At 47.7% G+C, this 15,752-nt stretch carries 12 protein-coding genes; all 12 read right to left on the bottom strand.

Going from position 1 to position 15,752, the window contains the following annotated elements; translation table 11 throughout:
- Window positions 1-57: 57 nt before the first annotated feature.
- The 12 genes from rpoH to tolR all read right to left on the bottom strand — a co-directional run bounded on the left by rpoH (window position 58) and on the right by tolR (window position 15,750).
- Window positions 58-1,005 carry an RNA polymerase sigma factor RpoH gene (rpoH, locus tag ABJO30_00910; protein MEP3231366.1) on the bottom strand — a complete coding sequence of 316 codons (948 nt, stop codon included), beginning with the start codon at window positions 1,003-1,005 and terminating at the stop codon, window positions 58-60.
- Window positions 1,006-1,185: 180 nt separating this feature from the next.
- Window positions 1,186-2,772 carry a phosphoglycerate dehydrogenase gene (serA, locus tag ABJO30_00905; GenBank protein ID MEP3231365.1) on the bottom strand — a complete coding sequence of 529 codons (1,587 nt, stop codon included), beginning with the start codon at window positions 2,770-2,772 and terminating at the stop codon, window positions 1,186-1,188.
- 85 nt (window positions 2,773-2,857) lie between these two features.
- Window positions 2,858-4,021, bottom strand: coding sequence for a phosphoserine transaminase (locus tag ABJO30_00900; protein MEP3231364.1), 1,164 nt, complete (start codon window positions 4,019-4,021; stop codon window positions 2,858-2,860).
- Between the two features lie 182 nt (window positions 4,022-4,203).
- A complete protein-coding gene (locus ABJO30_00895; GenBank protein ID MEP3231363.1) occupies window positions 4,204-5,067 on the bottom strand; it encodes an outer membrane beta-barrel protein in 864 nt (287 codons plus the stop codon).
- 522 nt (window positions 5,068-5,589) lie between these two features.
- Entirely contained in the window at window positions 5,590-6,936 is a 1,347-nt protein-coding gene (gene glmM, locus ABJO30_00890) for a phosphoglucosamine mutase (protein MEP3231362.1), read from the bottom strand.
- A 196-nt stretch (window positions 6,937-7,132) separates the two neighbouring features.
- On the bottom strand, window positions 7,133-9,052 hold the full coding sequence (ftsH, locus tag ABJO30_00885; protein ID MEP3231361.1) for an ATP-dependent zinc metalloprotease FtsH: 1,920 nt from the start codon (window positions 9,050-9,052) through the stop codon (window positions 7,133-7,135).
- A gap of 134 nt (window positions 9,053-9,186) precedes the next feature.
- A complete protein-coding gene (tilS, locus tag ABJO30_00880; protein ID MEP3231360.1) occupies window positions 9,187-10,482 on the bottom strand; it encodes a tRNA lysidine(34) synthetase TilS in 1,296 nt (431 codons plus the stop codon).
- 52 nt (window positions 10,483-10,534) lie between these two features.
- Complete coding sequence (gene ybgF, locus ABJO30_00875) at window positions 10,535-11,659, bottom strand: tol-pal system protein YbgF (GenBank protein MEP3231359.1); 1,125 nt, start codon at window positions 11,657-11,659, stop codon at window positions 10,535-10,537.
- Window positions 11,660-11,878: 219 nt separating this feature from the next.
- Window positions 11,879-12,391 (bottom strand): peptidoglycan-associated lipoprotein Pal, encoded by a 513-nt coding sequence (gene pal / locus ABJO30_00870; GenBank protein MEP3231358.1) that lies wholly within the window; start codon window positions 12,389-12,391, stop codon window positions 11,879-11,881.
- A gap of 356 nt (window positions 12,392-12,747) precedes the next feature.
- A complete protein-coding gene (tolB, locus tag ABJO30_00865) occupies window positions 12,748-14,061 on the bottom strand; it encodes a Tol-Pal system beta propeller repeat protein TolB (GenBank protein ID MEP3231357.1) in 1,314 nt (437 codons plus the stop codon).
- Between the two features lie 132 nt (window positions 14,062-14,193).
- The gene (locus ABJO30_00860; GenBank protein ID MEP3231356.1) at window positions 14,194-15,279 is read right to left on the bottom strand and encodes a hypothetical protein; all 1,086 of its coding nucleotides are present in this window, start codon (window positions 15,277-15,279) and stop codon (window positions 14,194-14,196) included.
- A gap of 9 nt (window positions 15,280-15,288) precedes the next feature.
- Entirely contained in the window at window positions 15,289-15,750 is a 462-nt protein-coding gene (gene tolR, locus ABJO30_00855; protein MEP3231355.1) for a protein TolR, read from the bottom strand.
- Window positions 15,751-15,752: the final 2 nt, after the last annotated feature.

Raw genomic sequence — 15,752 nt, 5'->3', positions numbered from 1 at the left:
CACCAACTGGCCTTTTAGGATCCCTAAGGTCGCGCCGCTCTTTAGCCGTGCGCGGTCTTAACCTTCTATCATCGCAGCGCTTGCAGCTTGTGCTTGCTCACGGGACATACGCTTTACTGAACGTTGAATTTTTTCAAATGCCCGCACTTCAATTTGACGAACACGTTCACGGCTAACACCAAATTCTTCTGACAAGGCTTCGAGTGTCTTAGCTGGGTCGTCCATACGGCGCGCTTGGAAAATGCGGATTTCACGCTCATCCAAAGTCGTCATCGCATCACGTAGCATAGTACGGCGGTGTTCTAATTCTTCTTGTTCTTCAAATAGAACATCGGGCGTATCTGTTTCATCAACAAGCCAATCTTGAAATTCGCCTGCACCATCTTCAGAACGGATCGGCGCATTCAAAGATTTGTCGCCAGACATGCGCTGGTTCATCGACACAACGTCTTTCTCAGGCACACCAAGGCGGGTAGCGATTGTTGTCACCTGATCAGGTTTCAAATCACCATCTTCAACCGCTTGAATCTGACCTTTGACTTTGCGCAAGTTAAAGAACAAACGCTTTTGGCTGGCCGTCGTACCAATTTTCACCAAAGACCATGAGCGCAGAATATACTCTTGGATGGATGCTTTAATCCACCACATCGCATAGGTCGCAAGGCGGAAACCTTTGTCAGGGTCGAATTTTTTCACAGCCTGCATAAGGCCAACATTACCCTCTGAAACCACTTCACCGATAGGCAAACCATAGCCGCGATAACCCATCGCTACTTTCGCAACGAGGCGCAAATGGCTGGTAACCAAACGTTCAGCTGCTGGCCCATCATCATGCTCTTGATAGGCCTTTGCGAGCATGAACTCTTCTTGTGGTTCAAGCATTGGAAAGCGGCGCACCTCTGCCAGATAGCGTGAAAGACCACCCTCCGGCGTAGGGATGGATGGCAAGCTACCTTTTTGCGCTGGTAGATTGCTTTTGGCGACAGGTAAATTTGCTTTAGACATGAAAATCCCTTTGCGTCATTAAAAGGAGCACCAAAAACTCAACTTAGCAAGCGCTCACCTTTATTCCCTTTGTATATATATGGGGAATAAGTCGGAAATTTGAAGCAAAATTTGATAAAAAATGTATTTGCGATTGGGCGAAACACGCCCAATCGCTCGTTATTGTTGGCTAAAATCAGCCTAAAATTGCAGTGACTTAACGACAAGAACGCCTTCAAGTGCGTGGATTGCCGATAACAATTCCTCATTCACTTCGCCATCAACAGACAAAAGCGCGATTGCATCACTACCTTGTTCTTTACGGCCCAAGGCAAATGTCGCGACGTTAACGTCATAGCTACCAAGCAGCGTACCAAGACGACCAATAAAGCCCGGCTTATCCTTATTGGTGATGTACAACATGTTCTCGCCGAACTCGCCGTCCATATTGATGCCCTTAATCTGGATGAAACGCGGCTTGCCGTCTGAGAATACTGTACCAGCAACTGATCGTTCTTGTTGTTCCGTTACAATCGTCAAACGAATATAGCTGTCATAGGCACCTTCTTGCTGACGACGCACTTCTTCAATTTTAATACCACGGTCACGCGCCATCACAGGGGCTGACACCATGTTGACAGACTGCAAGAGCGGTTGCATCAACCCAGAAAGGGCTGCAGCAGTAAGCGCCTTCACATTCATTTCGGCAACATCACCTTCATATTCAATACGAATAGCTTTGATGCCGCTTTCTGTTTGCTGGCCAGCAAATAGACCAAGCTTTTCAGCCAAGGTTACGAACGGTGTAAGTTTCGGCGCTTCTTCCGCCGTGATAGACGGCATGTTGAGGGCATTTGAAACAGCACCCTTCATCAAATATTCCGACATTTGTTCAGCAACTTGTATCGCAACATTTTCTTGCGCTTCCGTCGTCGCAGCACCCAAGTGCGGGGTACAAACAACGTTTGGAAGGCCAAACAATTCGTTTTCTGTTGCAGGCTCCGTTTCAAAAACATCAATGGCTGCACCAGCAACTTTGCCAGATTTCAATGCTTCAACGAGAGCTGCTTCATCAATCAAACCACCACGGGCACAATTGATAATCCGCACGCCATCTTTCATCTTTGGAAATGCGCTAGCACCCACGATGTTTTTTGTCTTCTCAGTAAGCGGTGTGTGCAGGGTGATGAAATCAGCACGGGCGAAAAGGTCATCTAATTCAACTTTTTCAATGCCAAGATCAGCCGCTCGCTCAACCGTGAGGAATGGATCAAAAGCCACAACGCGCATTTTCAAACCAAGAGCACGTTCGGCAACGATGGAACCAATGTTACCTGCGCCGATAATGCCGAGTGTTTTAGAGGTTAGCTCAACACCCATAAATTTAGATTTTTCCCATTTGCCTTGCTGTGTAGAAATATCCGCAGCAGGGATTTGGCGCGCCACAGCAAACATCATCGCAACCGCATGTTCTGCCGTTGTGATTGAGTTACCAAAAGGCGTATTCATCACGATGATACCTTTGGCTGATGCCTTCGGAATATCAACATTGTCGACACCAATACCGGCGCGACCAATAACTTTTAAGTTTGCGGCTTCAGCAATAATTTTCTCAGTCACTTTGGTGGCAGAGCGAATTGCAAGCCCGTCATATTGACCGATCACTTCAAGAAGCTTGTCTTTGTCTTTGCCAAGATCTGGCTGAAAATCGACATCTAGGCCGTAGTCTTTAAAGATTTGAACGGCGGTTGGTGAAAGTTTGTCAGAGATTAGAACGCGAGGAGCCATGTTGGTTTCCTTTGATTGTTTTGGTCTGGCAACCAGTCAACTTGGGAGGGACTGGTTGCTATAGAAAAGTGAAAATTTGAGTGAGTTAGCTTGCAGACTTGACGTTTTCAAACGCCCAATCGAGCCATGAAGTGAGCGCTTCAAGGTCGGATGCTTCAACAGTTGCACCAGCCCAGATACGAAGACCAGCAGGCGCATCACGGTAAGCACCAATGTCAAAAGCAACACCTTCTTGATCGAGCAGCGTGGCAATTTTCTTTGCAAAGGCTGCTTGCGCCTCATCATCCATTGCCAAAACGTCTGGGTCAGAAATGACCAAGCAAACCGATGTATTGGAACGCGTTGCTTCGTCTTTCGCAAGGAAATCAACCCAAGCCGTTTTTGAGACCCAATCGGTGATGACACCTGCATTGGTATCAGCACGGCCCATCAAACCTTGCAAACCACCAAGGCCTTTGCCCCAGTTAAGCGCATCAATATAGTCTTCAACGCAAAGCAGCGACGGCGTGTTGATGGTCGCACCTTCAAAGATACCTTTGATGAGCTTGCCACCTTTTGTAAGGCGGAAAATTTTCGGCAACGGCCATGCAGGCGTATAGCTTTCGAGACGCTCTACAGCACGTGGTGATAAAATCAGCATGCCGTGGGCAGCTTCACCGCCAAGCACTTTTTGCCAAGAGTATGTCACAACGTCGAGCTTGTCCCAGCTCAAGTCTTGAGCGAAGGCTGCAGAAGTCGCATCACAAAGTGTGAGACCTTGGCGGTCACTTGGGATCCAGTCGCCGTTTGGCACTTTCACGCCAGATGTCGTGCCGTTCCATGTAAAGCAAACGTCCGTATTAAAGTCGACTTTTGCAAGATCAGGAAGCTCACCATAAGGCGCGTCCATTGTTGTTACATTGTCGAGTTTGAGCTGTTTTACAACGTCACTCACCCAACCAGCACCGAAGCTTTCCCATGACATCATGGTCACACCACGTGCGCCGAGCATGGTCCACATGGCCATCTCATAAGCACCCGTGTCTGAAGCTGGCACGATACCGATGAGATAGTCATCAGGCACGTTTAGCACTTCACGTGTTAGGTCGATTGCTTGTTTTAATTGATTTTTACCTGGTTTAGCGCGATGCGAACGTCCAAGGGGAGCATTCTTAAGAGCATCGAGGGACCAGTTTGGTCGTTTGGCGCAAGGGCCAGAAGAAAAACGCGGGTTAGCCGGCCGCGCAGCCGGTTTCGTCATATCAGTCATGTATTCTATCCTCACAGATAGTTGCCCTTCGTTGGGGAAGGGTGTCCCACTGCGGGAACTAATGACTGGGCGACACAATGTCAACGCATCATGTCGCAAATAGGCAATTATTTTTGCTTTGACCCAAAAATAAAAAAGGCGGGCACTAGGCCCGCCTTAGAATATTGATTGGTCAAACAGTCTTATTTAAAGACTTGATTGCCACCGTAGCTTTTCTTACCGCCACCAAATGTGTAGCGAAGACCTAAGCGGAATTCATGACCAACAAGGTCTCTTGTCTCTTCAACAAAACCAACGTTTGCGATGTTTGAAACATCACCATTAGCAACGCGTGTGTAACGGTAACTACCATCAAGCGCTAGGTTGTTAGCGATCTCATAAGACGCACCAGCTTGAAGGTTCCAAGCAAAGCGGATGTCATTTTCGCCACTAAAGAGCTGGTTCTCAACATTTGATGGATTTGTCGGGCTAACCTGAGCCGATGTCAAACCAGTGTTGTTTGTTGTTGGGTTATTAGCACTCGTATATGAACCGTAGTTCACATAAGCGAAACCAACGCCGCCACCGATGTATGGCGTAAAGCCAGCATATGTGCCACCATCCAAATACGCATTCGCGAAGAATGTATAAAGATCAAGCGTCGTGCTTTGTGGCTGAAATTCAAAGTTGTTCGGAATAATTCCAGGAACACAGCCACAACGAGCATCACCTGTGATGTCTTTGTTTGAGCGTATATCGAACGTCAAATCTGTTCGTAGATACTTGTTGAATTTATAACCAACACCACCGCCGATCACGAGTGCATCGTCACCGTCTGTGTTTTCGAAAACGTTCGTGATACCACTTACGTCGTTACGGAAAGCCAAATCTGGATCTTTCCAACGCGAATAACCAATATCACCGCGTAGGTAGAAACCACCACCAGCTGAAATTGGTTTATGTTCGATGATTGGGGCTGGCGGATCTAAATCCGCAGCTGCTGATAGATGGGCAGACATTGCGACTGCGGCCAACGCGCCCATGCCGACTTTTAGTAAACGGCTCATGGAATATTCCTCTTTGCTACATACACCTCGCCATAATTGGCGCTCGTAACTACTATGCCCCCAAATACTTAAGAGTGGATTAACTAAGAAAATTAAGCGTATTCATTAACTATAGTTAATAATTAAGACGAAAGACATCTCAATTACTTGAAATTCCGCCTAATAGATTAAATTTAATTTAACCTAGATTACTAAGTTGTTAATTTCGCATACCACGGCGCTTTTTAAATCAACGACGAAGCCGACTAGTCTTGATGATCAAAAAGCTAAAAACCCAGCAGCCTTCGCCGCCCACGCTAAAGAATGGCGACCCACGTTTTTTGAGAAAGAACCGCCAGCCATGATGCTATTATTTAGCAATCCTACCCGCGAACCTTCGCAACGATAATTTATGTATTTTGCAGATCAACATTACATCGCAATGCAACGTGCAGGGCGCATATTCAACGCCCTGCCCTCGCATCCGCTCGCATTAAGCGGACGCAATATTTTTTTCTTGGAAAAATGAAATCGAAAGCGCTTCTAAGCAGCGACTTTCTTTACAGCATCAATAATCTCATCAACGACGCTTTCAACAACACCGTCATCATCACCTTCCGCCATAACGCGGATAAGCGGTTCTGTACCAGATTTACGAATGACCAAACGCCCAGCATTACCAAGCTTTGAGCGACCATCATCGATTGCTTGCTTAACGTGATCGTCTTCCAACGGCTCACCACCTGCATAACGGGCATTTTTCAAAATTTGCGGTACTGGCTCAAAGCGGTGACATACCTCACTCACCGGCTTACCTTCACGCACAACCACAGCCATAATTTGCAAAGCAGCAACAAGGCCATCACCTGTTGTTGAATAATCAGACAGCACAATATGGCCAGACTGCTCACCACCAACATTAAAGCCGTGTTCACGCATATGCTCAACCACATAGCGATCGCCTACTTTGGTGCGAGCAAGTTCAATTTTTTGATCGACCAAGAAACGCTCAAGACCTAGGTTGGACATAACCGTTGCCACAATACCGTTGTTTGAAAGACGTTCACTCTTCTTCCAGCTTTCCGCAATAACAGCCATTAACTGGTCGCCATCAACCACATTGCCTTTTTCATCAACGATGATCACACGATCCGCATCGCCATCAAGCGCAATACCAATATCGGCACGCACTTCATTCACCTTGCGGCGAAGAATATCCGGATTGGTTGAGCCGCATTCTTTGTTGATGTTCTTACCATTTGGCTCGACACCAATTTGGATAACATCAGCACCAAGTTCCCACAAAGCCGCAGGAGCAGCCTTGTAAGCGGCACCATTAGAACAATCTATCGCAACACGAAGACCTTCAAAACTAATGTGGCGCGGTAGCGTGCGTTTTGCGAACTCAACGTAACGCTCAAGCGTGCCATCAACACGTTTGGCACGGCCAAGGTTTGCGCTATTGGCGAACTGGCTGGTAAGATCTTCGTCAATCATCCGTTCGATACGCTGCTCAATCTCATCAGAGAGCTTGTATCCGTCAGGACCAAATAACTTAATGCCATTGTCTTCAAAAGCATTGTGCGAGGCTGAAATCATCACGCCAATATCACCACGCATAGAGCGAGTTAGCATCGCAACGCCAGGTGTTGGAATTGGTCCTAACAAGAAGACATCAACACCCACAGCTGTAAAACCTGCCACGAGAGCATTCTCGATCATGTAACCGGAAAGACGGGTATCTTTACCAATGATCACCCGGTGACGGTGGTCGCCGTTCTTGAAGATAAGGCCAGCAGCCATACCAACTTTCATGGCAATTTCAGCAGTCATCGGCCATGTGTTAGCCGTACCGCGAATGCCGTCCGTCCCAAAATACTTCCGCACCATTATGTAGTCTCCGCAAAACCTGCAAAATCCCTCAACGGGCATTTCGCTAATTTGATTTATAGAATGTTACCGCAATTGGTGCAAAAACAATTAAAGCAACGGCCCTGTTAGGTTTCGTGAGCGATAAAATATCCAAAAACGCATAAAAAAAGCCCCGACTAGAAATCGGGGCCTTAAAATTTGTCAATTATACGACTTAACCTTGCGGTTGCGGCTCCAAACCATCGACGTCAGATGCGTCGTCTTTTGGCTTTTTACCACCCGTTTTTGGAATAGCCGAACCACGTGTTGGCGGCGTTTCATCACCATCATCATCACGCGTTGGCTTCTTACCGTCCAACAGATTTTGGATTTCTATGCCAGACAATGTTTCATATTCCAGCAGGCCATTTGCGATTGCATGCAATTGATCATTGTAATCAGTCAAAATACGTTTGGCTTCAGTGTAGCCTTCGTCAACGTAATTTTTGATCTCTTCTTCAATCGTTACAAGTGTCGCAGGCGATATATTGCCGGTACGACCAGCAAACTGAGCTGACTGCTCATCTGGGCCGTAATCGATCATGCCAAGTTTGTCAGACATACCCCATTGGGTCACCATGGCAGTTGCTAGTCTGGTTGCCATTTGAATATCACCAGATGCGCCAGACGTTACTTTCTCGTGGCCAAAGATGATTTCTTCAGCAACACGGCCACCCATCGCAACCGCGAGGTCGGCATAGCATTTTGCCCGTGTCAGTGAGACCTGATCCTTCTCAGGAAGGCGCATCACCATACCAAGCGCACGACCACGTGGAATAATTGTTGCCTTATGGATTGGGTCCGATGCTTCCATATGAATGGTCACAAGAGCGTGGCCTGCTTCATGGTAAGCTGTGAGTTTTTTCTCTTCTTCGCCCATAACAAGCGTACGGCGTTCTGCGCCCATCATCACTTTGTCTTTGGCATCTTCAAATTCATTCATTGTCACAAGACGCTTAGAGCGGCGTGCGGCAAGAAGGGCTGCTTCGTTCACAAGGTTCATCAAATCAGCACCAGAAAAACCAGGTGTTCCGCGTGCGAGAACTTTCAAATCTACATCGGGTGCAAGTGGCACTTTACGCACATGCACTTTCAAGATTTTCTCACGGCCTGAAACATCAGGGTTTGGCACTTGCACCTGACGGTCAAAACGACCAGGACGCAGGAGCGCTTTATCAAGAACGTCAGGACGGTTTGTCGCTGCGATAATGATGACGTTTTCGTTGTCTTCAAAACCGTCCATCTCAACCAAAAGCTGGTTCAAGGTCTGCTCGCGCTCATCATTGCCGCCGCCCATGCCGGCACCACGATGGCGACCAACAGCATCAATCTCATCAATGAAAATGATACAAGGAGCATTCTTCTTTGCTTGCTCAAACATGTCACGCACACGCGATGCACCGACACCCACAAACATTTCAACAAAATCAGAACCTGAAATTGTGAAGAAAGGAACATTCGCTTCACCTGCAACAGCACGCGCAATAAGTGTTTTACCCGTACCTGGAGGGCCAACAAGCAGAAGACCTCTTGGAATTTTACCGCCAAGACGTTGGTATTTTTGCGGTTCACGCAGGAAATCAACAACTTCTTCAAGGTCTTCTTTGGCTTCTTCAACACCGGCAACATCATCAAAAACAACGCGACCATTGGCTTCTGTCAAAAGCTTCGCTTTCGACTTACCAAAGCCCATCGCCTTGCCGCCGCCACCTTGCATTTGACGCATGAAGAAAATCCACACACCAATCAAAAGCAGCATTGGGAACCATGAGATCAAAGCGCTCAACACTGGCGACCCTTTTGTCTCAGGTTCAACAACAATCGTCACACCTTTAGCTTCAAGACGTGCAATCAAATTGGGATCATCGGGTGCATAGGTCGTAAACTGGGTGCCATTTGAATAGTTACCCGTGATCACATTTTCCTGGATCGTAACTTTATCAATTCGTCCCGTATCAACTTCCGATGTAAACACCGAATAAGCGATTTCACGCGCACCCGCAGTTTGGTTGGGGTTTTGGAAGAGTTGGAACAACGCTACAACCAGCAGCAAGATCACAACCCAAAGCGCAAAATTTTTCAAATTGGAATTCATTAAAAACCCTTTTCATCCCAGCGCCGCATCAAGGCACTTCTTTCCTTATGAACATAGGCAAGGAACACCCATATTTAAAGTGTTATCACCCTAAAGTAGAGGCCTGTCACGATGATTATCTCGTCAAAGTGAACTCACATGGTTAACAAACGTTCCACAGCGCGCTTAATAGGCAGATCAAACGCCCCACAAAAGCGCTGAAAGCCTCCAAAAAGAGGCCGAACACTTACCAAGTTAGAATTATCCTCTTCCAAGCACGATGCTGCATTAATTTTGCCATGCTGCTGAAAAGTTACAAAGGGAGAAGATTGGAGCGCAATTTTCTCAAACTTAGATAGGGGCGATTGTGCGGTCTCGACAAAGTCTTTGACGATGTCTGCATCAAGGTCAGAACCAGACACGAGTTCCGCGTTGAAATGCGATGTTTGAATGACAAACCGTCTATCCCAAGAATGAGCCAAGTCGCCGAGCTTTTGAACGCACGGTAAATTGCGGACTTCACGGGTTAAGTAGAGGCTAGAACCCTCACCATGAAGACGCACCCGAGCAAGGGTTTGGCCGCCGATACCCTCCAACACTCTTTGAACGTCGGCAACTGATGGCAGATAATCCCGCCCACCGATCACCGAAAGCAAAGTCTGTAAAACAAGAACGGCAACTGGCTCTGGCTGAGCTTTCAATGCGGCTTTATCCACGACAAGCCCGCCAAAGCGGATCCTATCGACATGTTTTGAGATAAACCGCGCCACCTCCAACGACATCGCGCTTCGGTAACGCGCGGATACTTTGGCATAGGCCAACAATTGTTCGCTCAGTATCTGGTTATTTCCCAATACCGTCCGCGTTCTAACGCGCTCATAGGCGTCGTTGTCATTCGTCGGGTCGGATACCCAGTTAACCGCACGGGCTGATAAAAAACCCTGCAAATCAGCGCGCGCCAAACCAAGAAGAGGACGATGCAATGTGATTGGGCCATTCAAATCCGTGCGATATTCCGTTTTCAAAGGCATACCAGCAAGCCCGCGCCCCCCTTGATCGCTTCTTGAAAGGCGCATCAATAATGTTTCAGCTTGATCATCACGCTGATGCCCAAGCACTAAATCAAAAACACCAAGAGCAAGGCACCGCTCAGCCATCAATTCATAGCGCGCATCACGTGCCGCGTTTGAAAGACCGGTCGAAGGTTTTTCATCATCCCACGTTAAAATGTCATGAGGAATACCAAGCTTGGTGCAAAGCTTGCCAACCATCAATGCTTCATCGCGAGACGCTGCCCGCAAAGCATGGTCGACAGTTAAACAGTGGAGATATTTTCCCTGCTCATTGGCCCATTCTGCCAACATCAACAACATAGCTAAAGAATCGCTACCACCGGATACAGCGACGGCGATTTTTTCTTGATCACGAATGGAATAAAATAGTGCGTGCACATCAAAGAGACCGCACGATAAATTCGCCTTATGTAAAGGCGCACTCACCACCTTAAATGCAGTTCGAACGAGCCTGTTCGTCGCGGGCAGCTATGTGGATAGAGCGTGATGCTTCGGGAAAACGGCTAAACACTTCTGCAAGAGTTGCACAGGCTGCATCATGCTCTTCCAATCGCGCGAGCGAGAGGCCAAGCTTCAACAAGCTATCAGGTGCTTTGGTGCTTGCTGGGAATGCTTTGTAAGTTCCAGAAAACTCCTCAACCGCATCAGCAAATTGCCCGCGCGCATAAAAAGTTTCCGCCAGCCAATAGCGGCCATTTGGAGCCAATTGGTGGTTTGGATAAGATTGAACGAACTTTCTCAAATTCTCCTCTGCCCCTACATAATCACCATTCAACAACTTGCTATAACCGAAATTGTAAAGTGTTTCTGGGTCAGTATCAGGCAGGGTCAATGTGCCAAGGCTTGGCGTTCCATTGGGTTGCAACAAAGGGTCGCGGCTTTGTGTTTCCGCCAAATTTGCTTGCGCGCCAATATTCGGTTTCAAATCAAGCGGCGCGTCGACAGAGGGTGCGGGTGCTGCAGCTATCTGCGATCCGCCAACACTGCCTGGCGGTGGAATAAGATTGGCATCGCCACCACCATTGCTATCAGGGTTGTCATTTTCACTGCTATTGTCAGCGCGTTGTTGCAAAGATGGTTCCGGCGTAACACCTGCATCTTCTTGCATGATGCGAAGCTGCTCTTGAATGCGTTGCAAATCAAAAACCAATTGTTCAACACGACCCGTGATCTGGCGCATTTGTTCTTGAAGCTCTTGAACCCGAATTGTGTTTTCACCAATTGCTCGTGAATTGATGTTAATTGCGGTTCCAAGCTCACGTTTTGATTGCACTTTGATAATGCTAGCACCCTGTTCACCGTCTTTGAGAAGGTCGGCTTGAGGCACAGGCGCGGGAACAAGCAGCGCGGTTTCACGCGGGCTTGGAGCAGGCGCAACAGCGACAGGCGCCTTGCTTTCTTCTTCCCCTTTAAAGAAGCCACCAAAGGTTGAGGCGATCTTAGAGCCAAACCCATCAGCAGCGGCAGCCGGTGCGACTGTAACTGAAACGGTCAAACTAGCAGCAATGCCTGCGACCATAACGGAATTCAAAAATGCAGTTTTAAAGCGTGTCATCGATGTATCTCTTCGGCATATAATAAGGGCGTATCATTAGAACGCAATTACAACAGTCAATCGCCATCACGGCGCGATCTCATGAATTGTTTATCACAATGAGCGAGGAGTTGGACCAAAATTTGTCCATGATCACGCAAAATTTGCCAAAAAACGAAACAAGGCGCTGCAAATGCAGCGCCTTGTCAAAAAAATCGTATTGAAAACAATGAGCAGATATTAGCTGCCAGCACCGTTCAAAACAGTTACAGCACGACGGTTTTGTGACCAGCACGAAATGTCATTACAAACTGAAACTGGACGTTCTTTACCGAAAGACAAAGACTTCATACGGCCAGAACTAACACCTTTAGAAACGAGATAACGCTTAACAGCTGTTGCACGACGTGCACCAAGTGCCAAGTTGTATTCTCGTGTGCCGCGCTCATCTGCGTGGCCTTCAATCGTGAATGTATATTGACCATACTGGTTCAACCATTGCGCCTGACGATCAAGGATCACACGACCATCAGCATTCACTGAACTTGAATCCGTTGTAAACAAGACACGATCGCCGACGTTCACAACAAAATCTTGAGCTGAGCCAGGTTTAGCAGTTGAACTGCTCGCACCAGCACCAGACAGGCTTCCGTTTACAGCATCTTTTGGCTTTTTGGCGCACGCACCGAGAGCAACAGCTGCTGTCATAAAGAGCGCAACTGATAGGCCGCGCTTAGAATTAATAGTCATCATCATAATGGGAACTCCACTTTATCCCAGGAAACTCAACGTCCCCAACCTTATGGTTAAAAGGAATACGTCATTGCTAGTTAAGGCGGGGTTCAAAGAACTGGTAAACAAAATGTAAAGCCATGACGACCCTGCTCGAAACGCTATAAGAGCCTCAATTGTGACGGAAAATTGGTGGAATTCGACCGATTTGCACGAAATCAGTGCTGTTTTTGCAACAAATAGGACAATCAGCCCATTTTTAGGTTCTGTTATGGTAAACAGAGTCTTTCAAAATACATGAATTATCGAGGGCACAATTAATAAAACCGGCCATTTGCATGACCGGTTTCAAGATTTTGGCAAAAAATTTGCGAAAATTAATTACTACGCGGCGACCAAGCAGGGTCAGAACCGAAGTTCGGCGTTGGAATTCGCTGCTCATTATAGCCAGTTACATCAACAGACCACAGTTTTGATCCACCACTTGCACCAGGGCTCTCACGGAAGAACATCAAAACACGGCCATTAGGTGCCCATGTTGGTCCTTCGTTATGAAAGCCTTCTGTCAAAATGCGCTCGCCTGAGCCATCAGGCTTCATCACACCAATCAAGAATTTGCCGCCAGTTTGTTTTGTGAAGGCAATCCATTCTCCATTAGGAGACCATACAGGCGTTGAATAAGACCCTGCCCCAAATGAGATACGCTGCGCACCGCCACCTGAGCCTGCCATCTTATAAAGCTGCTGACGTCCACCACGATCTGATTCAAAAACAATGGCGCTGCCATCTGGTGAATAAGACGGTGATGTGTCGATGGACGCTGAATTGGTCAACCTAGATGTCGCGCCAGAGCGAATATCCATTGCATATATGTTTGCATTACCATCTTGTTGAAGGCTCATAACAATACGGTTGCCATCTGGAGAAAAGCGTGGGCTGAACGTCATGCCTGGGAAATTACCAACAATCTCGCGCTGGCCTGTCTCAATATTCAACAAATACACCTTTGGCTGGCGACCAGGGATGAACGACATATAAGTGATTTCTTGACTGGTTGGGCTAAAGCGCGGGGTCAACACAAGATCAGTACCGTTGGTGAGGTAACGAACATTCGCACCGTCTTGGTCCATAATGGCCAAACGCTTCTTGCGTCGTTGTTTTGACCCTGTCTCATCAACGAACACAACGCGGGTATCAAAGTACCCTTTCTCACCTGTCAGCTTTTCATAAATTGCATCAGCAATAATATGCGCGACACGGCGCCAGTTTTTCTCCGTTGAAGAAAATTGCTGTCCATCAATCTGTTCAGAACCAAATGTGTCCCACAATCTGAACTGAGCCGTAATCTGCCCACCTGAAAGTGTCACGGCACCTGTCATCAATGCTTTGGCGTTGATTACTTTCCAATCATCGAATTTTGGCGCGACGTTTGGGTCCGTGATGTTCTCAAGGAATGTATTGCGATCAACAGATTTGAAAAATCCAGATCGTTCAAGGTCTGCTGCGATAACATCAGTAATGCGCTGAGAATAATCAGCATTGCCCGTTAAGATCGGCAAAGCGATTGGCAGCGGCTCAACATTGGCACCGCGCACATCGATTTCGACCTTTGACCAAGCGGGCCCAGAAGCAATAAAGACCGCTGTCAGGATGCTCAAAACTAGTAGGTAAAATTTCTTCGCGAATGTCATAATATAGTCCGTACCGTTTCTTTCAGCTTTCACAACCCATATGCTTATACAGTTTTATGGGCGAAATGTGTCTTCAATTTTTTTCCAATGTTCAACTTTTTTCAGCCGCAATAAACAATCCATAATTTTTCCCTACGGATGGAAGTTAACGACGAGGTCTTTCCATTCATCATATTTAGCTGCTGGCAATTTGTAAGGCGCGCATTTTTTAATGGCTACATTCACCGCATTCTTGATGAGGAATGAATTGCCACCAGAAAATCCGGTAACGCTTAGAACTTTAACTTTACCAACGACACTTCCGTCTTTTGCAAGCTTAGCTTGAACCTTCGCTTGGAAATCTTTGCCAGCCGTATAGCCTTGCGGCAGGTTCCAGCATCGCTTGATGGAATCGCTCAAACCATCCAACTCAGATTGGGTAAGAGGTGCGCCTTTGCGGCCTGTTTTCGTGCCGACTGAGGCCTTTTTCTTTGGCTTACCGGAGGCTGACGATTTTGGCTTTTTCTTATCCAAGAGTTCAGTCGGCTTTGCAGACGCCGTTTTGATTTTTGGACGTGGGTTTAGGCGCGGTGCTGGAGCAGACGGCGCTTTTGGCGCTTCTGCCACAGGCTTTGCCGCTTCAACCTTTGCAGGCTCTTTCAATTCTTCCGCAATCAAATCCTCAAGCGCGCTCGCATCAGGTGCTTTAGCAACTTCCACCAACTTTGGCGGTTCAGGTGCTGGCTTGACCTCTTTTACAGGCTCAGGTTTTGGTGGCTCAGGCCGTGGTGGTGGCGGTGCTGGTACCGGCGCTGGCTTTGGCGGCTCAGGTTTCGGTGGCTCTGGTTTTGGGGGCTCAGGCGTTGGAGGCTCTGGTTTTGGAGGCTCTGGCACTGGCTCAGCTTTTGGCTCAGGCGGTGTTGCTTCTACAGGCTTTTTAGCGGCTTCTTTTACAGGCTCCGGCTTTGGCTCTTCCGCAGGCTTTTCAGCCGGGCCCGGATCCTCAGCAACTTCAGGCGTTTCAACGTCAGGTGTTTCCGTCGTTTCTTCGCTGTCGATCACCTCTTTGGCGGTTTTGACACCTTTGGTAACATCCGTCACCTCAGAAATCGTCACAAACTCAATCGGGATCGTTTCCACAAGTGGCTCATCAAAGGGGTCAGGCGCGAACGACACGAGGCCCCATGTCAGCAAAGCTGCATGGCCAACAAATGATATTGCGTGTCCGGTTCCGCGCATTAAATCTCTTTAACCGCCATTCTCATTAATCGAAAGCAGACCAATTTTTGTATAACCGGCCGCACTAATCGTACCCATTATCTTCAAAATCAGACCATAATTAGATTGACGATCACCGCGCACTAAAACCCGCTCTTCCAAACCCGCACCCGCTTCTGTGAGCGCTGTCAGTTTGGTAACGAGATCGGCTTCGGTAATTTCATCTTCTTGCAAGAATAATTGTCCTTCAGCATTGATTGTCACCGTGATTGGCTTGGCATCAATGTTAAGTGCTTTGGCTTCCGACTTCGGCAAATCAACCGGAACGCCTGATGTAAGCAGCGGGGCTGCTACCATAAAGACAATCAAAAGCACCAGCATCACATCCACAAAGGGTGTGACGTTGATTTCACTCATTACGGCAGAGCCACCACGTCCGCGTCTGCGTCCGCGTCTACCGCCACCACCAGATGATCCAACAGACATGCCCATGA

The sequence above is a fragment of the Hyphomicrobiales bacterium genome (assembly GCA_039973685.1).
GTDB lineage: Bacteria > Pseudomonadota > Alphaproteobacteria > Rhizobiales > JACESI01 > JACESI01.
Note: the sequence above shows the minus strand (reverse complement) of the source record. Positions and strands in the feature narration are given on the sequence as shown.